General features: G+C 70.8%; 25 protein-coding genes. 17 read left to right on the top strand and 8 right to left on the bottom strand.

Going from position 1 to position 23,006, the window contains the following annotated elements; all coding sequences use genetic code 11:
* The first annotated feature begins 11 nt into the window (after window positions 1–11).
* Both AB0H64_RS19280 and AB0H64_RS19275 read left to right on the top strand, forming a co-directional pair.
* A complete protein-coding gene (locus AB0H64_RS19280) occupies window positions 12–1,463 on the top strand; it encodes an alpha/beta fold hydrolase (protein ID WP_357625991.1) in 1,452 nt (483 codons plus the stop codon).
* 26 nt (window positions 1,464–1,489) lie between these two features.
* Window positions 1,490–2,080: a hypothetical protein gene (locus AB0H64_RS19275; protein WP_357625988.1), complete on the top strand. Its 591-nt coding sequence runs from the start codon at window positions 1,490–1,492 to the stop codon at window positions 2,078–2,080.
* Window positions 2,081–2,134: 54 nt separating this feature from the next.
* Here the strand turns inward: AB0H64_RS19275 and AB0H64_RS19270 are convergent, their stop codons facing one another.
* A complete protein-coding gene (locus AB0H64_RS19270) occupies window positions 2,135–3,421 on the bottom strand; it encodes an FAD-dependent monooxygenase (RefSeq protein ID WP_357625985.1) in 1,287 nt (428 codons plus the stop codon).
* Window positions 3,422–3,568: 147 nt separating this feature from the next.
* On the opposite strand from AB0H64_RS19270, the gene AB0H64_RS19265 reads away from it, so the two are divergent.
* The 3 genes from AB0H64_RS19265 to AB0H64_RS19255 all read left to right on the top strand — a co-directional run bounded on the left by AB0H64_RS19265 (window position 3,569) and on the right by AB0H64_RS19255 (window position 6,208).
* Window positions 3,569–3,940, top strand: a complete 372-nt coding sequence (locus AB0H64_RS19265) for a VOC family protein (RefSeq protein WP_357625982.1) — start codon at window positions 3,569–3,571, stop codon at window positions 3,938–3,940.
* A 146-nt stretch (window positions 3,941–4,086) separates the two neighbouring features.
* On the top strand, window positions 4,087–5,598 hold the full coding sequence (locus AB0H64_RS19260; protein ID WP_357625980.1) for an MFS transporter: 1,512 nt from the start codon (window positions 4,087–4,089) through the stop codon (window positions 5,596–5,598).
* Window positions 5,599–5,638: 40 nt separating this feature from the next.
* Complete coding sequence (locus AB0H64_RS19255; protein ID WP_357625977.1) at window positions 5,639–6,208, top strand: DUF5655 domain-containing protein; 570 nt, start codon at window positions 5,639–5,641, stop codon at window positions 6,206–6,208.
* Between the two features lie 57 nt (window positions 6,209–6,265).
* On the opposite strand, the gene AB0H64_RS19250 is transcribed toward AB0H64_RS19255, so the two are convergent.
* The gene (locus AB0H64_RS19250) at window positions 6,266–7,270 is read right to left on the bottom strand and encodes a Rieske 2Fe-2S domain-containing protein (RefSeq protein ID WP_357625974.1); all 1,005 of its coding nucleotides are present in this window, start codon (window positions 7,268–7,270) and stop codon (window positions 6,266–6,268) included.
* Window positions 7,271–7,439: 169 nt separating this feature from the next.
* Here AB0H64_RS19250 and AB0H64_RS19245 point away from each other — a divergent pair, with 169 nt between their 5' ends.
* From AB0H64_RS19245 to AB0H64_RS19215, 7 genes are all read left to right on the top strand, one after another.
* Entirely contained in the window at window positions 7,440–7,883 is a 444-nt protein-coding gene (locus AB0H64_RS19245; RefSeq protein ID WP_357625972.1) for an ester cyclase, read from the top strand.
* Window positions 7,884–7,902: 19 nt separating this feature from the next.
* Window positions 7,903–8,391: an ester cyclase gene (locus AB0H64_RS19240; protein WP_357625969.1), complete on the top strand. Its 489-nt coding sequence runs from the start codon at window positions 7,903–7,905 to the stop codon at window positions 8,389–8,391.
* A 76-nt stretch (window positions 8,392–8,467) separates the two neighbouring features.
* On the top strand, window positions 8,468–9,316 hold the full coding sequence (locus AB0H64_RS19235; protein ID WP_357625966.1) for a helix-turn-helix domain-containing protein: 849 nt from the start codon (window positions 8,468–8,470) through the stop codon (window positions 9,314–9,316).
* An 88-nt stretch (window positions 9,317–9,404) separates the two neighbouring features.
* Window positions 9,405–10,421 carry a Rieske 2Fe-2S domain-containing protein gene (locus tag AB0H64_RS19230; protein WP_357625963.1) on the top strand — a complete coding sequence of 339 codons (1,017 nt, stop codon included), beginning with the start codon at window positions 9,405–9,407 and terminating at the stop codon, window positions 10,419–10,421.
* A gap of 37 nt (window positions 10,422–10,458) precedes the next feature.
* The gene (locus AB0H64_RS19225; RefSeq protein WP_357625960.1) at window positions 10,459–11,538 is read left to right on the top strand and encodes a methyltransferase; all 1,080 of its coding nucleotides are present in this window, start codon (window positions 10,459–10,461) and stop codon (window positions 11,536–11,538) included.
* Window positions 11,538–12,737 carry a cytochrome P450 gene (locus AB0H64_RS19220; RefSeq protein ID WP_357625959.1) on the top strand — a complete coding sequence of 400 codons (1,200 nt, stop codon included), beginning with the start codon at window positions 11,538–11,540 and terminating at the stop codon, window positions 12,735–12,737. The genes AB0H64_RS19225 and AB0H64_RS19220 overlap by 1 nt, the downstream gene beginning before the upstream one ends.
* Window positions 12,738–12,896: 159 nt before the next feature.
* Entirely contained in the window at window positions 12,897–13,268 is a 372-nt protein-coding gene (locus tag AB0H64_RS19215; protein ID WP_357625957.1) for a metalloregulator ArsR/SmtB family transcription factor, read from the top strand.
* Here AB0H64_RS19215 and AB0H64_RS19210 read toward each other — a convergent pair.
* Window positions 13,256–13,741 (bottom strand): SRPBCC domain-containing protein, encoded by a 486-nt coding sequence (locus AB0H64_RS19210; RefSeq protein ID WP_357625954.1) that lies wholly within the window; start codon window positions 13,739–13,741, stop codon window positions 13,256–13,258. The genes AB0H64_RS19215 and AB0H64_RS19210 overlap by 13 nt on opposite strands.
* 85 nt (window positions 13,742–13,826) lie before the next feature.
* On the opposite strand from AB0H64_RS19210, the gene AB0H64_RS19205 reads away from it, so the two are divergent.
* The gene (locus AB0H64_RS19205; protein WP_357625951.1) at window positions 13,827–14,702 is read left to right on the top strand and encodes an LLM class flavin-dependent oxidoreductase; all 876 of its coding nucleotides are present in this window, start codon (window positions 13,827–13,829) and stop codon (window positions 14,700–14,702) included.
* Window positions 14,703–14,814: 112 nt separating this feature from the next.
* Here the strand turns inward: AB0H64_RS19205 and AB0H64_RS19200 are convergent, their stop codons facing one another.
* Entirely contained in the window at window positions 14,815–15,948 is a 1,134-nt protein-coding gene (locus AB0H64_RS19200; protein ID WP_357625949.1) for a transposase, read from the bottom strand.
* A gap of 44 nt (window positions 15,949–15,992) precedes the next feature.
* Between AB0H64_RS19200 and AB0H64_RS19195 the strand changes: the two genes are divergently transcribed.
* From AB0H64_RS19195 to AB0H64_RS19180, 4 genes are all read left to right on the top strand, one after another.
* Entirely contained in the window at window positions 15,993–16,493 is a 501-nt protein-coding gene (locus tag AB0H64_RS19195; RefSeq protein WP_357625946.1) for a nuclear transport factor 2 family protein, read from the top strand.
* Between the two features lie 132 nt (window positions 16,494–16,625).
* Window positions 16,626–16,973, top strand: a complete 348-nt coding sequence (locus AB0H64_RS19190; protein WP_357625943.1) for a GNAT family N-acetyltransferase — start codon at window positions 16,626–16,628, stop codon at window positions 16,971–16,973.
* 326 nt (window positions 16,974–17,299) lie between these two features.
* Window positions 17,300–18,205, top strand: a complete 906-nt coding sequence (locus AB0H64_RS19185) for a S41 family peptidase (RefSeq protein ID WP_357625941.1) — start codon at window positions 17,300–17,302, stop codon at window positions 18,203–18,205.
* A 445-nt stretch (window positions 18,206–18,650) separates the two neighbouring features.
* Window positions 18,651–18,854, top strand: a complete 204-nt coding sequence (locus AB0H64_RS19180) for a hypothetical protein (RefSeq protein WP_357625938.1) — start codon at window positions 18,651–18,653, stop codon at window positions 18,852–18,854.
* Window positions 18,855–18,906: 52 nt separating this feature from the next.
* On the opposite strand, the gene AB0H64_RS19175 is transcribed toward AB0H64_RS19180, so the two are convergent.
* From AB0H64_RS19175 to AB0H64_RS19160, 4 genes are all read right to left on the bottom strand, one after another.
* The gene (locus AB0H64_RS19175) at window positions 18,907–20,340 is read right to left on the bottom strand and encodes an MFS transporter (protein WP_357625937.1); all 1,434 of its coding nucleotides are present in this window, start codon (window positions 20,338–20,340) and stop codon (window positions 18,907–18,909) included.
* Complete coding sequence (locus AB0H64_RS19170) at window positions 20,337–20,795, bottom strand: MarR family transcriptional regulator (RefSeq protein WP_357625934.1); 459 nt, start codon at window positions 20,793–20,795, stop codon at window positions 20,337–20,339. Before AB0H64_RS19170 ends, AB0H64_RS19175 begins: the two co-directional genes overlap by 4 nt.
* 142 nt (window positions 20,796–20,937) lie before the next feature.
* Window positions 20,938–22,026 (bottom strand): FAD-dependent monooxygenase, encoded by a 1,089-nt coding sequence (locus AB0H64_RS19165; RefSeq protein WP_357625932.1) that lies wholly within the window; start codon window positions 22,024–22,026, stop codon window positions 20,938–20,940.
* A gap of 55 nt (window positions 22,027–22,081) precedes the next feature.
* On the bottom strand, window positions 22,082–23,002 hold the full coding sequence (locus AB0H64_RS19160; protein ID WP_357625930.1) for a zinc-binding dehydrogenase: 921 nt from the start codon (window positions 23,000–23,002) through the stop codon (window positions 22,082–22,084).
* Between the last annotated feature and the right edge of the window lie 4 nt (window positions 23,003–23,006).

Raw genomic sequence — 23,006 nt, 5'->3', positions numbered from 1 at the left:
GGGGGGCGACGATGAACCAGCCGAACGCCGACCTGGCCGCCTATTACGACCAGCAGGTCGAATGGAGCGCCCCGGACCCCGCGCTGGGCGGCGCCCGCCGCGCGGCGCTGCGGGTGCCCCTCGACTACCGCCGCCCCGGTGACCGCGACATCGAGATCGGCATCGCCAGGCACGAGGCGACCGGCCGCCGCCGCGGCGTGCTCATGATCGGTCCGGGCGACGACCTGGGCAACAGCGGCCTGAACCTGCTGGCCGCGCTGCTCGGCAGCCTGCCCGGGGAGCTGGTCGAGGCGTTCGACGTCGTCGGCTTCGACCACCGGTTCATGGGGGCGAGCACCCCGATCTACTGCGACCTCGAACCGTCCGAGCGCTTCTGGGTCTTCCACTACCCCGAGTCGTTCGACGCCGAGATCCGCTACCAGGCCACCGTGGCCGCCAAGTGCTCGGCCGGCTCGCTGGACCTGCTCGCCCACGCCAACTCCCGCAACATCTGCCGGGACATGGACGTGATCCGCGGCGTGCTCGCCGCCGACCGGATCGACTACCTGGGGTACTCGTACGGGACCTATCTGGGCGCCGTCTACGGCGAGATGTTCGGCGACCGCCTGAACCGCGCGGTGCTGGACGCCATCTGCAGCCCGGACTGGGTGTGGCGCGGGCTGTTCACCGACTTCCCCGAGAACGGGGAGCGCGCGCTGAACCGGTGGTGCCGCTGGGCCGCCACCCGGCACGCCACGTACGGGCTCGGCTCCACCGGGCCCGACGTGCGGGCCGCCTACGATGGCGTGCTCGCCGCGGTCGACCGGGGTGACCAGGTCACGCTGATGGGATTCCCGCTCGATCGCACCTTGGCCAGGCTGATCCCGGTCGGGATGCTCAACAGCGAGAAGGCGTACCCCGTCCTCGCCGGCATCGTCCGGCACCTGATCACCGGAGCGGACCTCGACGCGGACAGCGTCGACTTCCTCACCCGGATGTTCGGGCAGCCGAAGGAGGAGAGCGGCACGGTCGCCCAGCTCGCGATCCTGGCCGGCGACGCGTCCTGGCCGCGCAGCCCCGCCCTCTACGAGCAGGACATGCTCAAGGCGGCCGAGGAGTTCCCCTGGACCGGCGCGGCACTCAACGGGATCAAGGCGCCGGCGTTCTGGCCGGTCCCGCCGTCGGAGCCCGCCACCCGGCTCGGCACGGAGGCGGGGGGCGGACGGTACCTGCTGGTGGCCGCAGACGAGGACATGTCCACCCCGTGGGTGGCCGCCCGCCGCATGCACGAGGTGCTGGGGGACCGGTCGAGCTTCGTGACCGTCGCGGACACGGCCCACCATCGCGTCTTCCCCTTCTACGGGAACGCCGGTCTGAACGCGCTGGTCAGCGACTTCCTGCTGACCGGCAGGACGCCGGGCCCCGACCACGTCTGCCCCAACCCCGACAGGTTGCTGGAGCCGCTCGCGTCCGGCCGGGAATGACGGGCTGCGGGCGGTAGCCTCCCCTCATGCTGATCGAGAAAGAACGGCATGACGGCATCCGCAGCGGGGCCATCACCGTGTTGTTCCGCCGCTGGCGGCAGCGGCAGGCGACCGCGGGCAACGTGTACCGCACCGCGCTGGGCCGGGTGGCGGTCGACGCGGTCGACGTCGTGGAGGCCGGTCGGATCACCGACGCCGACGCGGCGGCCGCCGGCTATCCATCGGCCGCCGCCGTGGTCGAGGATCTTCGCGGGCATCCCGGCGACCCCGTCTACCGGCTCCGCGTCCGGTTCGTCGACGAGCCGGACCCGCGTGACGAGGCGGCGGCCTCCGGCGACCTGTCGGCGGAGGAGCGGGAGACCATCGCGGCCAGGCTCGCCCGGCTGGACCGGGCGAGCAGGACCGGCCCGTGGACCGAGGCGACGCTGGAGATCATCAGCCGCCGGCCGGAGGTCCGGGCCGGTGACCTGGCCGACGAGCTGGGACGTGACGCCGCGCAGTTCAAGCTGGACGTGCGCAAGCTCAAGAACCTCGGGCTGACCGTCAGCCTCGGCACCGGCTACCGGATCTCCGCGCGGGGCGCGGCCTACCTGGCGGGCCGGGCCCGCGAGCGGTGAGGCCCGCGACGGCCGTCACGACCGGCGGCCGCGCAGCGCCGGGCCTCCCCGGGCTCAGCGCCGGGCCTCCTCCGGGGGCGTCCAGGCGAACACGTCCGCGCTCTGCTCGCCGGCGTCCCCGCGGGTCGTGGCGATCAGGATCGCCCGGCGGATCGCGACCAGTAACGGCGAGCGCACGTGACCGACCCGGCCCAGCAGCCGTGACTGGCGCACGATCCGGCGCACGCGCGGGCCCCGCTCGGCCGCGTAGCGCCGCAACGCCCGCTCCACCCCGACGCCGTCGGTCCCGTCCGGCGCGGCGCCGTCGACCGCGGCCGGCGTGGCGCCGTCGGTCGCGGCCGGCGTGGTGGTGCCGGTTCCGGCGAGCGCGGCGGCGAGGACGGCCGCGTCCTCCAGGGCCATCCCGGCCCCCTGCCCGAGGGTGTACACCATCGGGTGCGCGGCGTCGCCGGCGAGCACGACGCGGCCCCGGCTCCACGTGCGCGGCGGCGGCCGGTCGAAGACGTCGTGGACGACACAGCCGGCCGGATCGGCCGAGGCCGGCACCTTGCGCAGGTCCGGATGCCAGGCGCTGGTGCGGTCGATCACATGGGCCAGCGCCTCGGCGACCGGGCGGCGCGGCCAGACGCCGCGCGGCGCGGTCATCGACGCCACCCAGTACAGGTCGCCTCCGCCGAGCGCGGCGGCGAAGAGCACCAGCCCCCGCCCGTAGGCGATGAACCCGTCGGGGTAGGCCGCGGGCGCCGGCCCGATCCCGCGCACCGCGGTGAACCCCCGGTAGCGCGGCCCGCCGTCGCCCAGCAACTGCGCGCGTACGGCCGAGTGGACACCGTCGGCTCCGACCAGCAGGTCACCGCGCAGGACCTCGCCGGTGCCGGCGACCAGCTCGACGTGCGAGCCGCGGTCGAGATACCGGGCGGCGGCGCGTCCGCCGGCCAGCTCCACCCCGGCGTCGCCCGCCGCCTCCCAGAGCAGCGCGTGCAGGCCGGCGCGCAGGATGGTGACCGCCGGCATGCCGTAGCGGTCCTCGTACCCGTCGAACGACACCGACCCGAGCAGCCGGCCGCGGTCGTCCAGGAACGCGCTGCGATGCGGGGCCGCGCCGCGGCCGCCGGCGGGACGGCCCGCCGCGCGGACCCGGCCGGCCAGGCCGGGCGCGATCGCGTCGAGCGCCTTGACGGCGTTGGGAGCCAGCACCAGCCCGCCACCGGCCGGGTCGGGTCCGGCCGAGCGCTCCAGGACGACGGCGGCGAACCCGCGGTGACGCAGCGCGATCCCCAGCGCGAGCCCGGTGACGCCCCCGCCTGCCACGAGTACGCGGCCTCGTCTCGTCGGGTGCATCTCCCGAGCATGCCTGAGGCGGGTCGCGAACCCTTCTCCGACATTGCTGCCACCGGTCCGTAACGGCTCTCCGGCGGCTCGCGACATGAACGCGTAGGATGTAGCCGACCCTTGACGGGTAGGATCTTCCCTACCTAGGATTGCCGCATGGAAATCACGCATCTGCAGAAGTTGACCATTCCCGTCACCGACCAGGACGCCGCCAAGGCGTTCTACGTCGACAAGCTCGGCTTCGAGGTCCGCAGCGAGACGCCGATGCCGATGGGCGACAACCTGCGCTGGATCGAGGTGGCGCCCAAGGGCGGGCAGACGACGCTGGTCCTGTGCAACTGGATGCCCGACATCCCCAAGCTGCAGAACGCCATGCTCGAGACCAAGGACACCGACGAGGCCGTCGCCGCCCTGCGCGACGCCGGTGTCTCCGTCGACGACCCCAACCAGACCCCGTGGGGCAAGCAGGCGGCCGTCACCGACCCCGACGGCAACCGCTTCATCCTCGTCGACGGCGGCGGCGCCTGACCGTTCGTCCCCACCGCGCGGCGTGCCCGCGGTGATCCACCAGTCGTCCCTCCGTGGGAGAAGCCATGACTCAACCCCCTCGTGACGAAACGTGGTCACCATCCGGTGCGGACGAGCCCGCGCCCGCGAGCACCGTCTCGTCCCGGATGTGGATCACCCTGGTGCTCGTCTCTCTCGGGGCCATGATGGAGGCGCTCGACTCCACCGTGATGGCGCTCGGGAACCCGAAGATCGCCGTCGAGCTGGGGACGGAGCTCAGCCAGCTCCAGTGGGTCAGCAACGGCTACATGTTCGCGGTGGTCGTCTTCCTGATCACGGCCGGGAAGATGGGCGACAGGTTCGGACACCGCACCACCTTCCTCGTGGGGATGGTCGGGTTCGCCGCGAGCTCGGCGGCCGCGGGACTGGCCGGCTCCGTCGAGGTGCTGATCGCCGCCCGCGTCGTGCAGGGCCTGTTCGGGGCCGTGCTCGCGCCCAACTCCCTGGCGATCATCCGCAACCTGTTCCCGTTCGACCGGATGAAGACGGCCATCGGGGTCTGGGCCGCGTTCGGCGCGCTGGCCATGGCGGCGGGGCCGTTCATCGGCGGCCTGGTGGTCGGCCAGTTCGGGTGGCGGGGGATCTTCTTCCTCAACGTCCCGATCTGCGCGATCGTCGTGATCGCCGGGCTGGTGCTGATGGACAAGGGGCGCGAGGAGCGACTGGCCGCGCCGATCGACATCCCCGGCGTGATCCTGCTGTCGGCCGCGCTGCTGGCGCTGGTGTGGGGGATCGTCCGCATCCCCGTGGACGGTCTCGACCTGTTCACCGGGCTGTGCTTCCTGGGCTTCGTGGTGCTGGGGGCGCTGTTCCTCTGGCGGCAGCAGGTGTCGGCGAACGCGGTCCTTCCGCTGCGCCTGTTCCGCTCCGTGTCCCTGTCGGCCGCGGTCGTGGTCCTCACGATGGCCGCGTTCGTCGCCTTCGGCAGCTACTTCTACTTCGGCCTCTACCTGGAGCAGGTGCAGGGGGCCACGCCGCTGCTCGCCGGGGTGCTGTTGCTCCCGCAGACCGTCCTGTTCGGGGTCGGCGCCGCGGTCGGCGGCAAACTGGGCAACGACCGGGGCCCTCGCGTCCCGATGATGCTGGGCGCGGTGCTGGTCGCCCTGGGTTCGGTGGGGATCACGCTGCTGCAGGCCGACTCGTCGTACGCGCTGCTCGGTCCGTCGCTGGGGCTGATGGGCATCGGGATCGGCGCGATCGTCCCGGTGGCCGTCGGGGTGATCCTCGGACACAGCCCGGCCAACCTCGCGGGGACGGCGTCGGGCATGCAGCAGACCGGCCTGATGCTGGGCGCCGTGCTCGGCACGGCCATCCTCGGGGCCATCATCAGCGTGCGCGTCGCCGCGGACCTTCCCGGGCGTCTCAGCGCCGCGGGCGTTCCGCCGGACGCCGCCGGCAAGGCGACGGACCAGGCGGCCGTGGCGGCTCAGGGTGTCCTGCCGCAGGTCACCGGGGTGGCTCCGGACGTCGGTGCGCAGATCAGGACCGCGGTCGGCCAGAGCTTCACCAGTGGCCTCAACACCGCGCTGATCGTGGGCGCCGTGCTGATGGTCGTGGCCGCCGTGATCGCGAGCCGTGTCAAGGCGCCTCCTCAGGGGGCGGGCGCGTCCTGGGGCTGAGCAGCTCCCCCCTTCCGCAATCCGACGAAAGGAACACGGCATGGCGCTCTCCGGAGCGGAGATGCTCGTCCGCGTCTCGGCGTCCCTACCCGAGAAGACCGGCAAGTCGCTCGACGAGTGGGTGGCCGAGGTCCGCAAGTCCGGGACCGACCCGCTCGACCAGCGCGCGGTGCGGCAATGGCTCAAGTCCGAGCACGGCCTGACCAAGCCGCAGCAGGAGGCGATCGCCATCGCCGCGGCCAAGGACGCCGGGTGGGCCGAGCCCACCGCCGACGACCATCTCGCCGCCCAGTACGCCGGCTCGCAGCAGAGCCTGAAGCCGATCTACGAGGCGCTCGTCGCGGCGGCCACCGGGCTGGGCGACGACGTGGCCGTCGAGGTGCGCGCCACCTTCGTCGCGGTGAACCGCAAGCGCCAGTTCGCCGCGGTGCAGCCCGCCACGGGAAGCCGGATCGACCTCGGGCTGCGCTTCGTCGACCCGCCGGCCGACGAGCGGCTCAAGCCGGCCAAGGCCCCGGGCCAGTCCACCCACAAGATCAGCGTGACCGCCGTCGAGCAGGTGGACGACGGCGTCAAGGCGCTGCTGCGGCAGGCGTACGAGCAGAACTGACACGCGACCCGCTGCTTCCGCCGGCCCGCCTCGTGGCGTGGCCGGCGGAGGCGCGGGTCACCGCAGATAGTGCCGGGCCGGGTTGGCCCGCGGGTAGCGGCGCAGGTACGAGAAGAAGTCGGCGAGGGCGGTGTCGCCGTGGGTCAGCAGCCCGGGGGTGTAGTGGATCGTCATCAGCACAGGCGCGTCCTCCGCCAGCAGGTTGAACATGAACGCCTGCACCCTGGTGAGGAACTCCTCGGCCGCCTCCGGCGGCTCGCCGGGCAGCACATGGGTGCCCCAGCCGAAGAATGAGGCGGTGGTCCGCTCCCGGGGCGCCGCCATGCCGGTGATCCAGTAGAACCAGCGGCCGTCGAGGGTGCCCTGCTGCCAGAAGATGTTGCTGCCGTGGATCGACGCCCAGACCCGGTACTCCTCTCCGCCCGGCATCAGCGCGTGATAGCGGTATCCCACCGAGAACTCGTCCCAGGTGACCGAGTCGTTGGGGTCCTCGACGAACTTCCCCTCATGGGGGAGGGCGAAGTGCTGCAGGTCCATCGTCTGGGCCGCGACCACCCACGGATCGACCGCCAGCTCGTGGTCGAACGCCATCGTCCGCGTCGCGACGGGCGCCCCGGGCATCGGCGGCTCCGGCTGGGGGAGCGCGAACAGCGGGGCCGAGCCGTTGAACGCCCAGACGATGCCGTGCGACTCGACGGTGGGAAAGCGGAACAGGCGCGCCCGGGGATCGACCGGCGTGCCGTTGGCGGACAGGCAGCGGCCGTCCATGCCGTAGCGCCAGCCGTGGAAGGCGCAGCGGATCGCGTCACGTTCGAGGCGGCCCACCGACAGGTCGGCGCCCAGGTGGACGCAGTAGGCGCTGAACACGGCGACCTCGCCGGAGCGGGAGCGCACGGCCACCACCCGGCCGCCGAGCAGGTCGACGCCGGCGATGCCGCCGTCCGCCGGCAGGGCGGTGCTCAGGCACACCGGGAACCAGGTCTGCGTGAACAGGCCGTCCGCACCCTCGGACGGGATGCTCTCGGCGCGGGGCCGAGGTCGTACGTCATCCGAGATGGTCATGGTGAATGCCGTCCTTCCCGGCAGGCGCTGGACCGCGTTCAGTGTCTCCGCGGCCTGACGGCCCGGTCAATCGCACCCGGCAGAACGACAATCTCGAAGAAACCCCGACATATGGCGATGTGTTCCCCTATGAGGGTGTCATCCGTGGAGGGGCCGACGGGGAGGAACCGTGACCGTGGAACCGGACCAGCTGGCCGCCAACAAGGCCGTCGTACAGAAGCTCGTCGACGCGTGGAACGTACGGGACATCTCCGCGATGATGCGCTACTGGGCGCCGGACATGGTGCATCACGGCCGCGACGGAACCATGCCGGCCGGCCTGGTGGGCAGCGAGATGCAGCGGTTCATCACCGCGTTCCCGGACATCCGGATCGACGTCGAGGACATGATCGCCGAGCGCGATCTCGTCAGCACCCGGCTCACGGTCTCGGCGACCCACTCCGGCCCCTATCTGAACATCGAGCCGACGGGCCGGGCCGTCCGCTGCGCGCTGATGGGCCAGCTGCGCATCGTGGACGGCAAGGTGGTCGAGCACTGGGGCGTGGCCGACACCGTGCACCTTCTCGAGCAGCTCGGGCTGATCGACAGCGAGCTGCTGGAGGCCACGGCCTGACAGCAACCTGGGAGGGCATGTGAACGACGAACTGGCCAAGATCAAGGCCGAGCGGGAAGAGATCGTACGGCGTTTCCGCGGGGCCGTGCTCTTCTCGAAGGACTTCACGGCGATACAGGAGGTGCTGGCCCCGGAGTTCGTGGACCACTTCGCGCCTCCGTGGGACCCGCCCGGCCGCGACGGCGTCGCGCACCGGTTCGGCCAGGCCGCCGACGCGCTCACCACCACCAAGGTGGAGGTGCTCGTCTCGGTGTGCGAGGGGGAGTACCTGTCGCAGGCCATCGAGCTGCACTTCGCGCACACCGGCGAGTTCATGGGCGTCCCCGCCACCGGCAAGACCTTCGCGATCGGCGGATCGAACACCTTCCGCTTCGACGGCGGGCAGATCGTGGAGCACTGGGGGGTCTTCGACGTGGCGAAGATCCCGGACCTGCTGCGGGAGACGCACGGCGCCCAGGGCGGCTGGGCGTCGATGTGGCCGAGCCCGGAGCCCTCCAACCGGCCCTGACCGAGCGCCGCGGGCGGCGGGTGGACCTGAGGGACATATCGATGGATGCTGCAGGGACCTGGAGGCAGGAGTGCGGATGCGCGAGAACGGCGCAACGGACCGGATCGGCGTTTGCGACGATCACCGTCTTCGGGCGGTGGAGGAGGTCCTCGGCAAGATCCGCCGCGACCTGTCCCGCGCGCACTCGCTCGACGACCTGGCGCAGACCGCGTGCTTCAGCCCGTTCCACTTCCTGCGCGTGTTCCGGCTCATCACCGCCACCACCCCGGCGCGGTTCCTGGCGGCGCTGCGGATCGCCGAGGCCAAGCGCCTGCTCGCGGTCACCGACCTGGACATCACCACGATCTGCATGCAGGTGGGGTACACGAGCCTCGGCACCTTCTCCCACCAGTTCGCCCGGCACGTCGGGGTCTCGCCGCGCAAGTTCCGGCGGCTGATCGGCGAGATGTCCGACCAGTCGTGGGACGCGGTGCTGGACGCGGCGGCGCCGCCCCCGCTCCGTGCCGGGCGGACCCGCAAGCTCCGGGTACGGTTCAACGGCCTGGAGCCGGGCCGCATCGCGCTGGTCGGGCTGTTCGAGTCCGGCATCCCGCAGGGCTGGCCGGCCGCCTGCGCCATGGCCCGGGAGTCCGCCGAGGTGGACATGGCGGTCGGCCCCGACGGCGCCTACATGGCGCTGGCGATGAGCTTCTCGCCCGACGCCGACATCGAGGCCATGATGACCGGCGACCTGCCGAACCAGTACCTGGTCGGCTCGTACGGGCACGTCCACGTCGAGGACGGCCACGTCGCCGAGAGCAGCATCGTCATCGACCTGCGCCCGCGCCGGCCCAGCGATCCGCCGATCGTCTTCGCCTCCCCGCTGCTGGCCGCCCAGGAGAGCGGCTTCGATCCGACGCCGAAAAGCCTGCCGGTCGGCCGCTAGCGAGCTTGCGCAGGATCGAAGAAGTTCCGGGACCTGGCCTGATCTAGCGTTTGGGCCACCGCGCGAACCGAACAAGCGGAGGTGACCCGTGACCACACCCCCGGCCCCGGCGACCGGCCAGGACGATCCGGTTCCCCGCCCGATGGGCGAGCACCTGCCACACGAGGGGGACGACGGACTCTACACACAGAGCTGGTATCCGATCTGCATGGCCGCCGACCTGACGGCCGGCAAGGTCGTCGGCGCGGAGTTCCTGGGCGGGCGGGTCGTCGCGTTCCGCGACAGAGCGGGCCGGCCGTCGGTGGTGTCGGCATACTGCCTGCATCTCGGCGCCGACCTGAGCGTGGGAACCGTGTCCGACGGCATGCTGCGATGCCGTTTCCACGGCTGGGTCTACGACGAGCAGGGGGTGTGCCGCCGGACCGGCAGCGGCGACCCGGTGCCGGACGGCGCGCGGTTGTTCCGGTTCCCCACCGCGGAGAGATTCGGCGTCGTGTGGGCGTTCAACGGCACCGAGCCGATCTTCCAGATTCCCGATCTACCCTGCCCGGAGGACGAGGTGCGGGCGCGACGGGGACGGTTCGGGCACCTGGCCATGGAGCCCTGGATGGTGTCGGCGCACACCCTGGACCTGCAGCACCTGTCGCTGCCGCACGGGTTCGACCTGAAGACGCCGCCCGCCGACACGGCCCGGCACAGCGCCCACAGCCATGGGTACGACCTCGTCGGCTCCCTGCCGGACGGCACCACGTACGACGTCCAGATCGACATCCACGGCCCCAACCTGTTCCTGCAGACGGGCCTGCTCAACGGCCGCTGGTACTTCTGGATGACCTCGCCGAGCCTGCCGGCTCCGGGCCGGACGGACTCCTTCTTCGTCTACGGCGTCCGTAAGGGCGAGTCGGAGACCGAGGAGTCGGCGGAGCAGGCGCTGCAGCAGGTGTTCGAGGCGCAGATGCAGTTCTACTCCGACGACTCCGACATCTTCGACACCATTCATTTCCAGCCGGGCCTGCTCACCTCCCGTGACAGGACCCTGGCGACGTTCCTGGACTACCTGCGGACCTACCCCCGCGCCAATCCGGCACGCGAGTTCCTCAGCTGACCGCCGCCCGGTGTCCCGCTCTCGAACGGAGTACAAGGTGTCCGACGCACGTGCCCCCCGCGATGTCCAGGCCGACAACGCGTTCATCACCATGCTCAACCTGACCGACACCGTGGCGCCCTGGGCCATCCGCGCGGCGGCGACGCTCCGGCTGGCCGACCTGGTCACCCCCGACGGCGCGTCCGCCGACGCGATCCTGAAAGGGCTGGAGGTCGCCGGGGAGAGCGTCGATCCGGAGGCGGTGCGCCGGCTGCTGCGGTACCTGGCGCACCTGGGCGTCTTCGACCACGACGAGCCCTCCGACGTGTACCGGCCGACGAAGCTGTCGGCGCTGATGTCCGAGGACAACCCGGTCAGCATGCGCGACTGGTGGGACATGGGCGGGGCGATGACCCGGCTCGACCAGACACCCGTGCACATGCTCGACGCGGTGCGGACCGGCGGGCCGGTGTACGAGCGGATCTTCGGCCAGGACGTCTGGGCGGACCTCGCGGAGCACCCGCATCTGGCGGCGTCGTTCGAGAAGGCGATGGCCCACAAGACCCGCATCTCGCTGGACAGCGTCATCACGGCCATCGACTGGTCGGCCCGCGGCGACGTCGTGGACGTGGGCGGCGGCCACGGGCTGTTGCTGGAGGCCGTCCTGCGCGCGTCCCCGGACGCCCGCGGCATCGTCTTCGACACTCCGGCCGGGGTCGCGACCGCACGGGCGCACCTGGCCGGCTCGCCGGTCGCCGACCGCGCCGGCTTCGTCGAAGGGGACTTCTTCGCCGCCTGGCCCACCGGCGCGGACACCTACGTCCTGATGAACGTGTTGCACAACTGGTCCGACGACCAGGCCGTGGAGGTGCTGCGGCGCGGCGCCGAGGCGCTCGGGTCCACCGGCCGGCTCCTGGTCATCGAGACGATCGTCGGCGGCGGCGGGGACCAGCGGAGCCTGGCCCGGCTGGACATCATGATGCTGCTGTTCTGCGGCGGCAAGGAACGCAGCCGCCCGCAGTACGACGAGCTCGCGGCGCGAGCCGGGCTGACCGTCGCCGAGTCGTACCCGACCTCCTTCGGCCTGGCGATCCTGGAGCTGCGCCCGGCCGGGACGGCGCCCGCCGGGAGCCGGTGATGGACGAGCGCACCGTTCACCCGTTCCCGTTCGGGCCCACCACCGCGCTGGAGCTGGACGGCAAGTACCGCAAGCTGCAGGAGTCCGAGCGGGTCGCCCGGGTCCGCATGCCGTTCGGCGGCGACGCGTGGCTGGTCACCGGGTACGAGGACACCAAGTTCGTGCTCTCGGACCCCCGGTTCAGCCGTGCCGTCACGCTGGCGATGGACCTGCCCCGGCTGCAGCCGCAGATCGTCCAGAGCCCTGACATGATCATGAGCATGGATCCGCCCGACCACACGCGGGTCCGCCAGGTCGCCGCCCGGGCGTTCACACCCCGCCGGGTGGAGCGACTCCGGCCGTGGATCGCCGACCGCATCGACGGCCTGCTCGGCCAGATGGCCGCGAAGGGGCCGCCGGCCGATCTGATGAAGGACCTCGCGCTGCCCCTCCCCATCTCGGTGATCTGCGAGATCCTGGGCGTTCCGTTCGCGGATCGGGAGAAGTTCCGGGTGTGGTCGGACATCGTCATGTCGGTCACCGCGTTCACCCCCGAGGAGATCTTCGCCGCGTTCCAGAGCCTCACCGCGTACCTGCAGTGGCTGGTCAGGCAGCGCCGGGTCGCGCCGGCCGACGACCTGTTCAGCGTGATGGTCCGGGCCCGCGACACCGAGGCGGTGATGAGCGAGCAGGAGCTGGTGACGTTCGGCGTCACCCTGCTCGTGGTCGGCCACGAGACCACCGTCAACGAGCTCGCCGACATGATGTTCGTCATGCTCCGCGACGGCCTCTACGCGGAGCTGGCCGAGGGCCGCGGCGCGCCGCTGCCGCGGGTGGTCGAGGAGTTGCTGCGCTTCATCCCGCTGGAGAGCCCGGGGGGATTCGCCCGCGTCGCCACCGAGGACGTCACCATCGGCGACACCCTCATCTCCAAGGGGGAGGCCGTCTACACCCAGTTGTCGGCGGCCAACCGCGACCCCCGGGTCTTCGCCGACCCCGACGAGATCGACGCCGAGGCGGCCAGGGAGCAGCATCTGACCTTCGGTTTCGGGCCGCACCGGTGCATGGGCGCGGCACTGGCCAAGGTGGAGATCGAGCTGGCCATCGAGGCCCTGCTGCGCAGGCTCCCCGGTCTGCGGCTCGCCGTCGACCCGGAGGAGATCATCTGGAAGGCCGACCGGCTGGTACGAGGGCCTGAGGCGCTGCCGGTGACGTGGTGAGCCGGCCGGCGAGAGGGCGGCCGGGGGGTGATCCAGAAGCCCCCCGGCGCCGGGCGGATCGGCGGGCCGCGTTGACAGGTAGGATAGCCCCTACTGATAATGTACTGGAGTCGACGGATATCGGGCCGCCGACGACAGTGCGATCAGGGGCTGCGAACCATGCCGCGGAGCGGGAAGACGACGACGCCGGACGGTGTCCCCACCCTGCTCGACGACGTGTTCCCGGCGCTGGCCAACCCGGTCAGGCGCCGCATACTCCAGCTCCTGCTGCAGGGCCCGCAGTCGGTCAACAGCCTCGCCGCGCACTTCGACATGGCCCGCCCCAGCGTGTCGGAGCACCTCAAGGTGCTGCGGGACTCCGGCCTGGTGACGGAGCGCAGGGTCGGCCGGGAACGCCACTACTCACTGTGTCAGGCGCCCATGCAGGAGATCTCCGACTGGCTGCACCCGTACGAGGCCTACTGGAGAGATCGGCTGAGGCTCCTCCGCGACACCGTGGTGGAGGAGGAAGGCGACTATCAGGGCGGGTAGAGCCGCCCCTCACGGGCCACGTCCGGCCCGGCGACCTTGTCCGCGAGGACCGCTTCCAGCCGGCTGAACAGCCACGAGCGCCAGCCGCCGCCCATGATCCGGCGCGCCCGCTGCTGCAGCTCGTTGTCCGGGTCGAAGCCCTCGTGGTCGAAGAACAGGCGGGTGCCGTGGCCCTCGGCCACCAGCCGCCAGGTCGCCGTGCACCGCGCCCCGCTGGGACCGTGGTCGTCCCAGCTGATCCGCAGCATCCGCTCCGGCTCGACGGCCAGCACCTGGCAGTGGATGACGCCGCCGAACTTCGTCGTCGGAACGGCCTGCGCCACGATCGTGAACCGGTGGCCGACGACCGGCCGGAAATCCTCCGGCCCGAGCCATTTCGTCACCAGCCGGGGCTCCGCGAACGCCCGCCACACGCGATCCGGGGGATACGGCAGGAACTCATCCAGTCTGATCGCCTGGGGGTCGTCCGTCATATCCGTCAGCTCTCGATCAGGGACTGAATGACCAGAGCGAGTCTATCGCCACAGCCAGGACGGCGCACTGACGAAGGGGACACCCATGAAGATCGGAATCGGGTTGCCGGGTGACGAGCCGGACCTGTTGCTGGAGTGGGCGCGGCAGGTGGAGGCGGGACCGTTCAGCACGCTCGGACTGCTCGACCGCTTCATCTGGCGCAACCCGGAGCCGCTGGTGATGCTGGCCGCCGTCGCCGCCACCACCCGACGGGTCCGGATCCAGACCGAGGTGCTGATCGGTCCGCTGCGTGACACCGCCCTGCTGGCCAAGCAGGTGGCCACGCTCGACCGGCTCGCCCACGGCCGGTTCACGCTGGGCATGGGCGTCGGCAGCCGGACCGACGACTTCGCCGCGGCCGGGATGCCGCTCAAGGGGCGTGGACGCCGGCTCGACGACCAGCTGATCGCGCTGCGGCAGCTGTGGGCGGGAGAGCGTACCCCGTGCGGACTCGGGCCGGTCGGGCCCGCGCCGGTGAGTCCGGGGGGCCCGGAGATCCTTTTCGGAGCGTTCGCGCCGGCGGCGCTGGCCAGGGTGGCCCGGTTCGGCCACGGACTGCTGTGCGCCGCGCCTCCGCCGTGGGCCGGCGACCTCTTCCGCGCCGTCGACAAGGAGTGGTCGCAGGCGGGCCGGGCCGCCCGCCCGCGCAACGTCGGCCAGCTCAACGTCGCCTTCGGCTCGGACGAGACGGTCGCCACGGCCAAGGCGGCGATCAGCGAGTGCTACGCCATCGTCGGCGCCTCCCACTGGATGGTGGAGGGCATGCTCACGACCGAGGACCAGATCCGTACGGCGCTGCGCGGGTTCGAGGAGCTCGGGGCGGACGAGGTCATCCTCTACTGCTGGTCGCCCGAGGTCGGCCAGGTGGCCCGGCTCGCCGACCTCGCCGACCGATACACCGCGGACAACCCCGGCCGCTGAACGTCACCAGCGACAAGCCCCGGGAGCCAGGATTCGGCTGCCGAAATTCCACATATCCATCGCCATATCGCCGATTTGACGACATTCCACTTTGACCCCGCCTTTCCTGTGCCTACCATCTCATCGACCCCGGGATGTCTTGTTCCCGCAAGCGATCACAAGCCCAGCTCAGCCGTCCTGTAGCGGCAACCCCGAACAGGCCCACCCGCTCGGCCTCCTCCGATCCACCACTAGTACTCCAGTGACACTCCGCGATCATGGTCTCTTCGGCAGATCGGAGCTGGGCCGGGATGAGTAGCACGAGCAAGCGGCGGATCTCGGGCATGGTGAGAGGGATGCGCTCATCGTCGGGGTCGGGCTGGGATGTGGACAGGGCGGCCAGGAAGGACTCCTCGATCGTCCAGCGGATGCCCGCGACGCGCACCAGGGTGGGCAACGGGGTCGGCTCGGGTGCGGAGCAGCGGTAATAGGCCAGTTCGCCGGTGACGGGGTTGCGGCGGATCAGCAACCACCGCGAGCCGTCGTGCTGGTCGGCGTCGATGCGGGCCCAGGCCCACAGGTAGTAGCGCGGCCCCTTGGCTCCCTGCCCTGCGCTGTAGTGGTGCCAGTGCCGATCGGTCACGTCGGCGGCGATCTCGGCCGCGCTCTTCTCGGCGCCCTCCAGGTTGACCTGCGGTTGCCGGCGATGGCCAGGACGTAACGATCCGGCGCTGGTGCAGCAGGGCGCGCAGGCGGGGTCTTGGCCGTAGACCTCATCACCGGTCACCCAGTCCGCGCGCACCCCGGCTTCCACCGCGGCGGTGATCATCTGCCCGGCCGGGGCGGGCTTGGTGGCGAAGGCGGCCTGCTCGGGCACGCCAGCTGCGGCGCAGCGATCGGGATCGGCCAGCCAGGTGTGCTGAGGCAGGTAGAGCCGCCGATCCAGCAGGGCTCGCCCGGCGGGGACCACCAAAGCACCCTGCGGGCCGAGCTGTTCGGTGACGTAGTCGCCAACGTCATCACGCAGCGCGTCGGCGTCCCAGCGGGCGGTGCGCAGCAGCCGTTGCATGGCTTGCGGACCAGCGGGTCCGGCGTGTTCGGCCAGGTTCCAGCAGTTCTTGCGTTCAAGGTCGGCCAGCAGCCCGCGCACGTATCCGGTCGCCGTACGTCGTGGTTCGACACGGCCGAAACGTCCGGCGACTCGGTGTATCAACTCGTTGAAGGTGACCATCCAGCCGTCAGGGTCTACGCTGTCGGCCACGGCCATCACGCGATCTTCAGATGTCTTCACAAACTCTGAGTGATCACGCGATGGCCGTCTTCATGCCACCTGACCACGAAGATCGCCAAGCCTTACCGGATTACCAGGAGGTTTGCCAGATGTCCGAGGCCGACAACAGAGCGTTCCTGCAGGGAGTCTTCGCCGAGACCGCGAAGGGTAACGGGCGGCCCTTCATCGACGCCCTGGCCGACGAGGTCCGCTGGACGATCATCGGGCAGACCGCGTGGTCACGCACCTATGAGGGGAAGCGTGCCGTACTGGAGGAACTGCTCCACCCACTCGCGGAACAGCTTGGCGGCCGTAATCTCGTCAGCGCCGAGCGCTTCGTGGCCGACGATGATGTGGTTGTTGTCGAAGGCCGCAATCACAGCGTCACAGCGTCAGGGCGTGACTACCCGAACCGTTACTGCTGGATTTTCGTCATGCGCGACGGCAAGGTCGCCGAGATAACCGAGTACACCGACACCCAATTGATCGCCGAGGTCCTCGCTCCGCCTCCGGCCGCTCCGTCGCCATACCGTCCCAGGTGACAGGAGACCGTAGACCGTGATGCCGTCGTCGCGCTGGCTCCGCGCCTGACCGAGGGTGTCGCGGCATGGCGTGATGCCGTTGGCGGCTGGGTCACCGGTTCCTTGGACCGGGACAGCAGCGATGGTCACGGGGTGCTGGTGGCGGTCCGCGACGGCTGTGTCGTGGGCTTTGTCACCCTGGCCACCCAGCGGCACTTCACCGGCCAGGTGGATGCCGCCGAGTCCTGGGCACGGGAACGCGGTCTGCGGCGCATCACGCTGGAGACCGGTGCGGCCAACGTCCGCGCCCGGAGCTTCTATCAGGCGCTGGGATATGCGGAGGAGGAGGTACGGCTGAGCAGGCCGGTATCGATTGATGATCAGGCGGCGTCAGCGTGTCTGGTTTCGCCGACCCTGAGCTTGATGCCGGGAACGCTACGAGTTCGTCATAGGCCTTGCCTTCCTGCAGGCAGTGACAGAGGCAGCCGAGCATCCGGTTGAAGGTGTTGCGTAGCGCGCTGGAGTGCCGGTCGCCGCCGTCTCGGCGGCGGTCGTAGTGCGCTCGAGGACCTGGCGCCCTCAAAGAGGCGAAGGCCCATACCTAGCCGGCGGTGGCCAACCATTGGTTCTTCACCTCGCGGTGGTGGACGACCAGGCTCTTGCCCGAGGCGCGGGTGATGGGCGCCGCGCCGGCACAGGCCTTCAGCGCGCGGACGTCACCGTCATCGAGTACGCGGACATTGCCCGGAGTCTGCTGGAGCGCCCTATCGAGGCCGCACAATCAGTCTTTTGACGTTTTCGTAAGGGCAGTGCTCTACTCCCCTGCTATGACAACTCTGACGAACCTTCAGCCCGCTCCTGTCATCGACGAGACAGCCCGACTGCTAACCGAGCACTACGTTTTCCCTGAGATAGCCGAGCAGCTCGCCGGCCTGCTACGACGACGCCTCGCCGAGGGCGCTTATGACGTCGACGGTGCCGAGGAACTCGCCCGTCTGGTCACCGCGGATCTGCAGTCCGTCAACGACGACAAACACCTGAGACTGAAGCACCACGCCGACCCGGTGTCCCCCGAGCAGGGCGCGGCGACCCTGGAGTCCATCCGCCGGGACTTCGACACCTCGCTGGGCGGTGCGCCCCGGCTGGAGTTGCTCGACGGGGGGGTCGCCGTGGTGGAGCTGGCGCCGATGCTGTTTCCGCTGGAGTGGGCCGCCGAACCGCTGAGCGCCGCGCTCACCCTGGCCTCCCGCGCCCAGGCGCTGATCGTGGACCTTCGCAACAACCGGGGTGGCGACCCGGACACCGTCGCCTTCGTCTGCAGCTACCTCCTGGACGAGCGCACCCACCTCAACACCATGTACTGGCGCCGCGGCGAGCGCAGCGAGCAGTCCTGGAGCCTGCCGCACGTTCCCGGCGCGCGTTTCGGCGGCAGCAAACCGTTGTACGTGTTGTCCAGTGACAGCACCTTCTCCGCCGCCGAGGAACTGGCCTACGACCTGCAGCAGCTCGGCCGCGCCGTTGTCGTCGGCGAGGCCACCCGCGGTGGCGCACACCCGTGCAAGGGCTGGACCGTGCACCCCCACCTGGAAGCCACCGTCCCCACCGGCCGCGCCATCAACCCCGTCTCCGGCACGAACTGGGAGGGCATCGGTGTGCAGCCGGACGTCCCTTGCGCTGCTGCGGAATCCCTCGACCAGGCACACGCACTGGCCCTCGCCCGACTGGCAGGCTGACGCAGTCCAGCTCGACGACAGTGTGATACCAAACGTCGTTCGTGATCAAGGCGACTGGAGCTTCGGGCCTGGTACGAGACCGCGCTGAGGTCGGTACCAAAAGTGCGGGGCAAGCTGGAGCCGCTGCGGGCGAAGCTGAACCGGCTGGCCGACCGGTCCTGGCTGCGGAAACTCGCCGACGGCCGGTTCACGATCGCCTTCTGAGCCGCCGTGACGGTGACCCTTACCGGATCGCGCCTGCGGTGGGCCCGTGAATTGGCCGCTGGCCTGCGCGGCGAGAGCGGAGGCTGTCCACCCGAAGGTGGTGCCCGGATCGGCGGCGAGCATCCGGACCGCCGTGCGTCCGTCCCACATACCGGCGATTATGCGGACCCTGATATAGGGGCGAACCGGGCGGGCGGCGGAGCCGGCCGCAAGGGGCGTCCCCGGTGCTCGTTGAAGTCGTGTGAAGAACAAGAACCAGCAGGCCGGGGACGCTGTCTCCCTGGTCTGTCAGTGCGCCCTGCCGCTGTCCACGAGAACTGTCCAATACGTCACCGACCTGCTGCGCAAGCACCCGAAGGCGATCAGATCGCGGTGGCGGTCCCTGCCGGCGGCGGGTCGGATCGTCGTGATCGTCCTGGCCGTGCTGCGCCACGGTAGACGCTGACCCGGTAGCCCTTGGGCATGGAACCTCCAGTGTTGGGAGGAGTACATCTGACTTACGGGTTGGTCTCGGACGAGCGTCGGCGGGCGAGAGCGAGGCTTGTCAGCGTCGTGATCGCCATGGCGCCGATGCCGACCAGCGCCGCGGTGGTGTAGGCGCTGTCGTCGGGGAAGAGGTGGCCGGGGCCGGTGCCCGCGGCGAGGATCAGGCCGCCGATGGCGCTGCCCAGGGAGTACCCGACGCTGCGGACGACGTAGTTGAAGCTCATGGCGCTCGACGTCTCGCTCTTGGGGGTGACGGCCAGGATGACGCCGGGCATCGCGGCCGAGAAGCCGCCGACGCCGAAGCCCAGCACGCCCATCGCCGCGAACAGTTCGGCCAGGTCCGACCGGGCCGCCGCGAACAGGGCGAACCCGCCGCCGACCACGACGGCGCTGCCGGCCAGGAGCAGGGGGCCGGCGATCCGCGTCCGGACCCGCGGCGTGAGCTTGCCGGCGACGAACCCCAGCACCGAGAACGGGATGAGGACCAGCCCGGCGACGAAGGTCGTCAGCCCGAAGCCGTAGCCGGCGCCGTGCGGCGTCTGCGCGTACCGGGTGATGAGCGTGAGCAGGAGGTACATGCCGATCCCGCCGACGAACATGGCGATGTTCGCCCCGGCGACCGCCGGGTGCCGCACCGCCCGCACATCGACCAGGGGCGTCGTGCTGCGCAGCTCGATGACGGCCCAGACGCAGAGCAGCGCCACCGCGACGACGGCGAGGCCCGCCGCCACGGCGAGGTGCCGGCTCCACAGATTCCGTTCGCCGGCGAGGAACAGCACCAGGAGCAGCGCAGCGGCCAGGACGACCGCGCCTGCCACGTCCACGTGGGCGGAGCGGCCTTCGGGGGCTTCGGGCATGGAGCGCCACGCGGTCAGGAGGGCGGCGGCGGTGACGACCAGGCCGAGGCCGTAGGCAGCCCGTACCCCGCCGAGCTCGGCGAGCAGTGCGGCCAGCGGGTAGCCGACGCCGGCCCCGATGATCGAGACCACCGAGATCAGGGCGATCACGGCCGCGCTGCGCTTCTCGGGGAGGTGGTCCCGGGCCACGCCCATCATCAGCGCCGTCAGCCCGAGCCCGACGCCCTGGGCCGCCCTGCCGGCCAGCAGCCACGCGAACGGCAGCGGCAGCACGGTGAGCGCGCTGCCGGCGACGACGACCGCCAGCGTGGCGAGGATCGTGGCCCGCCGGTGCGGGCCGGCTCCGAGCCGGCCCAGGACCGGCGTGGCGACGGCGCCGCTGAGCAGCGCGACGGTCAGCGTCCACTGCGCGCTGCCGAGCGAGACGTGGAACGAGGTCGCCACGCTGGTGATGAGCGGCGTCCCGAGGCTGGCGACCGCCGCCACGACCAGAGCGATGAACATCAGGGCGGGGACCAGCAGCCGCGCCTCGGAACGCGCCACCGGGAACGCCTTCGCCGCGACCCCGCCGACCGGCTGCCCGGTCACTGCTTCGGCCCTTCGCGGTCCTGGCTTTCGAGCTCTTCCAGATGCTTCAGCGCCGGAAGGGCCGCCACCAGCGCCTCGACCTCGTCGCCGGTGAGCTCGCCGATCAACCGCTCGAACGCGTGGACGCCCGCCTGGCGCCGCGTGCGGACATAGGAGGCGCCGGCCTCGGTCAGGCACACCAGCGTGACCCGCTTGTCGGACGCGTCGCCCCGCCGCTCGACCAGGCCGGACTCCTCCATCACCCGGACCAGGGCGGTCATCGCGGGCTGGGTGACGCCCTCGACCGCGGCCAGATCGGTGATGCGCCGCGGGCCGGTCCGGTCCAGCGTGGCAAGGGTGGCGGCCGACGTCAGGCTCATGTCCCGGGGCAGGCGTCTCACGGCCCTGGTGGCCAGGCCGTAGAGGGCTGCCCCGATGGCGGCGGACGCGTCAGGAGCGGTGCCTTGACGACCCATGCTCGAAGCATAGCATTTTTATATTCATCGTTTATGGAAATGGTCGGCCAGCCGGTTCAGCTTCGCCCGCAGCGGCTCCAGCTTGCCCCGCACCTCGACCGGCAGGTCGTCAGCGAGCGCCCCTCGCCGCCGCTGGGACGGCTCACTGACTTGCTGTGAGCGCGACGTTCCTGGCCTGGATGTCGTCTTGAGTCTTGGGCACCATCAGGCCCAGGTTGTCGCTGATCTGCATCTTGATATCGACCAGCTTGCGCTGCTGGTCCTCGTAGCGGCGGAAGGCTTCGCGGTGGTCTGCGTGCGCCAGTTCCGTGGCAAGCAGGTAGGCGCCGGTCAGGGCCAGCTCCGCCCCGGCCCCCGAGGCGGGGGAGGCGCAGTAGGCGGCGTCGCCCACGAGGGCCACCCGGCCGGCCGACCACGACGGCATGCGTACCTGGCTCAGGGCGTCGAAGTAGAGGTCGGGGTCGGCCAGCGCGCCGTCCAGGAGCTCCGGCGCCCGCCACGATGTCTCGCCGGCGAAGCTCTCCTTCAGCAGTCGGCGCTGCTCGTCCAGGTCGTGGTGGTCGTAGTCCATCGTCTCGGGACGCCGGAACATGAAGTACGCCTTGGCCTGGGCGTGGTTGCCTGAGCGGTAGATTCCCACCATCTTGCCCGGCGTGTTGAACATTGTGATCGTACGGTCCGCGCCCTGTGCCGCGTCGGCGTTGCCGAAGGCGAAGTAGTAGCCCTTGTAGTCGAGGAATTCCGACTCCGGCCCGAAGGCCAGGCGCCGCACGTTGGAATGCAGCCCGTCCGCGCCGATGACCAGGTCGAACCGGCCAGTTCCGCCGCTGTGGAAGGCGACGGTCGCGCCCTCGGAGTCCTGCGCCAGGCTCTTGATCGAGTCGCCGAAAATGTAGTCGACGTCGTCCTTGGTCACGTCGTAAAGGATCTTCACCAGGTCGCCGCGCATGATCTCGATGTCGTTCGCCAGCTCCACGGAGGCCACCCGCTGCCCCGCGGCGTCCACGAACCGCATCTCGCGCACGTCGGCCACCGCCGCCCGGATCCGCGGCAGGACGCCCATGCGCTCGACCACGTCCAGTGCCTGGTCGCGTACGTCCACGCCCTGGCCGCCGGTCCGCAGCTCTGGCGTCCGCTCGACCACCGTGGTCTGGAAACCGTGCTTGGTCAGCCAGTAGGCCAGAGTCTGCCCGGCGATGCTCGCTCCCGAGATCAGAACTTTCTTGCTCATTGCCACTCCAAAGGATGTTGTCGTTCGCAGTCGCGATCCGCGACCGCGCTGGAGATCAGGACGCGAGGGTTCGCCGGGCCGCCACCACGATCCTTTGGGGGGCGTCGGCCGCTCGCAGCCGTTGGGCGAGTGCGTCGATGTCGTCCCACGTGGCGCGCTCGTCGTTCAATGGGACGAGCTTGCCCTCCGCGAGCAAGTCCAGCAGATAGGACAGGTCGGGCCCGAACCGGTCGCCCGCCCGGAATCCCTCGATCGCGCGGCGTCGCCCGACCATCTGGTAAGGGACGAACGTGGTCGGCTGTCCCGAGCTCGCGCCCACCTGCTGGATGAGACCACCCTCGGTCAGCAGGTCGAAGGCCTGAGAAAGGAGCGGCCCGCCGACTGATTCGATCACGCCGTGCACCGGAGCGGACACCTGGCCGAGCTCGGTGACCACCTCGTCGGCTCCTAGTCCCACCAGCCGGTCGCGGCTGCCGGGATCGCGTACTGCGGCGATCACGTGCGCGCCGGCGAGACGACCCAGCTGGATGGCGAAGTGCCCGACCGCGCCCGCGGCCCCGGTGACCAGCAGGCGGCGGCCGGTCAACGCGCCCAGCCGCCGCACGGCTCGCAGCGCGCTCACCCCGGGCACCAGCAAGGTGGCGGCCTGGCCGGAGTCGACCCGCTCCGGCACGATCGCCAGCTCGTGCGTGGGTACCGTACGCGTCTGCGCCCAGGCGTTTGCGGTCATCAGCGTGGCGACTCGGGTGCCTGGCGCGGGACCGGTGCCGTCCTCGGCTGCCCGCCGTACCATGCCCACCGCGTCGAATCCCGGGATGCTTCCCGCCGGCAGGGTGGCCGCGTGGTCAAGATTGCGGGCGAGCAGGGTGAACCACTCCACCTCGATCACGGCCTCGGAGGCCTGCGGCACCGGCTCGGGGACCTGGCCGAGCCGCACACCAGCAGGGGTGTCCGGGTCGCTGATCAGCGCTTGCATGGGC

The sequence above is a fragment of the Nonomuraea sp. NPDC050733 genome (assembly GCF_040654215.1).
In the GTDB taxonomy this organism is placed as follows: domain Bacteria; phylum Actinomycetota; class Actinomycetes; order Streptosporangiales; family Streptosporangiaceae; genus Nonomuraea.
This window is presented reverse-complemented; position numbering and strand designations above follow the sequence as displayed.

Excerpts from the sequence above, each read along its gene's own strand:
- AB0H64_RS19280 (WP_357625991.1), top strand. The coding sequence starts at position 12 with ATGAACCAGCCGAACGCCGACCTGGCCGCCTATTACGACCAGCAGGTC.
- AB0H64_RS19275 (WP_357625988.1), top strand. The coding sequence starts at position 1,490 with ATGCTGATCGAGAAAGAACGGCATGACGGCATCCGCAGCGGGGCCATC.
- AB0H64_RS19270 (WP_357625985.1), bottom strand. The coding sequence starts at position 3,421 with ATGCACCCGACGAGACGAGGCCGCGTACTCGTGGCAGGCGGGGGCGTC.
- AB0H64_RS19265 (WP_357625982.1), top strand. The coding sequence starts at position 3,569 with ATGGAAATCACGCATCTGCAGAAGTTGACCATTCCCGTCACCGACCAG.
- AB0H64_RS19260 (WP_357625980.1), top strand. The coding sequence starts at position 4,087 with ATGTGGATCACCCTGGTGCTCGTCTCTCTCGGGGCCATGATGGAGGCG.
- AB0H64_RS19255 (WP_357625977.1), top strand. The coding sequence starts at position 5,639 with ATGGCGCTCTCCGGAGCGGAGATGCTCGTCCGCGTCTCGGCGTCCCTA.
- AB0H64_RS19250 (WP_357625974.1), bottom strand. The coding sequence starts at position 7,270 with ATGACCATCTCGGATGACGTACGACCTCGGCCCCGCGCCGAGAGCATC.
- AB0H64_RS19235 (WP_357625966.1), top strand. The coding sequence starts at position 8,468 with ATGCGCGAGAACGGCGCAACGGACCGGATCGGCGTTTGCGACGATCAC.
- AB0H64_RS19220 (WP_357625959.1), top strand. The coding sequence starts at position 11,538 with ATGGACGAGCGCACCGTTCACCCGTTCCCGTTCGGGCCCACCACCGCG.
- AB0H64_RS19215 (WP_357625957.1), top strand. The coding sequence starts at position 12,897 with ATGCCGCGGAGCGGGAAGACGACGACGCCGGACGGTGTCCCCACCCTG.
- AB0H64_RS19210 (WP_357625954.1), bottom strand. The coding sequence starts at position 13,741 with ATGACGGACGACCCCCAGGCGATCAGACTGGATGAGTTCCTGCCGTAT.
- AB0H64_RS19205 (WP_357625951.1), top strand. The coding sequence starts at position 13,827 with ATGAAGATCGGAATCGGGTTGCCGGGTGACGAGCCGGACCTGTTGCTG.
- AB0H64_RS19200 (WP_357625949.1), bottom strand. The coding sequence starts at position 15,948 with ATGGCCGTGGCCGACAGCGTAGACCCTGACGGCTGGATGGTCACCTTC.
- AB0H64_RS19195 (WP_357625946.1), top strand. The coding sequence starts at position 15,993 with ATGGCCGTCTTCATGCCACCTGACCACGAAGATCGCCAAGCCTTACCG.
- AB0H64_RS19185 (WP_357625941.1), top strand. The coding sequence starts at position 17,300 with ATGACAACTCTGACGAACCTTCAGCCCGCTCCTGTCATCGACGAGACA.
- AB0H64_RS19170 (WP_357625934.1), bottom strand. The coding sequence starts at position 20,795 with ATGGGTCGTCAAGGCACCGCTCCTGACGCGTCCGCCGCCATCGGGGCA.
- AB0H64_RS19165 (WP_357625932.1), bottom strand. The coding sequence starts at position 22,026 with ATGAGCAAGAAAGTTCTGATCTCGGGAGCGAGCATCGCCGGGCAGACT.
- AB0H64_RS19160 (WP_357625930.1), bottom strand. The coding sequence starts at position 23,002 with ATGCAAGCGCTGATCAGCGACCCGGACACCCCTGCTGGTGTGCGGCTC.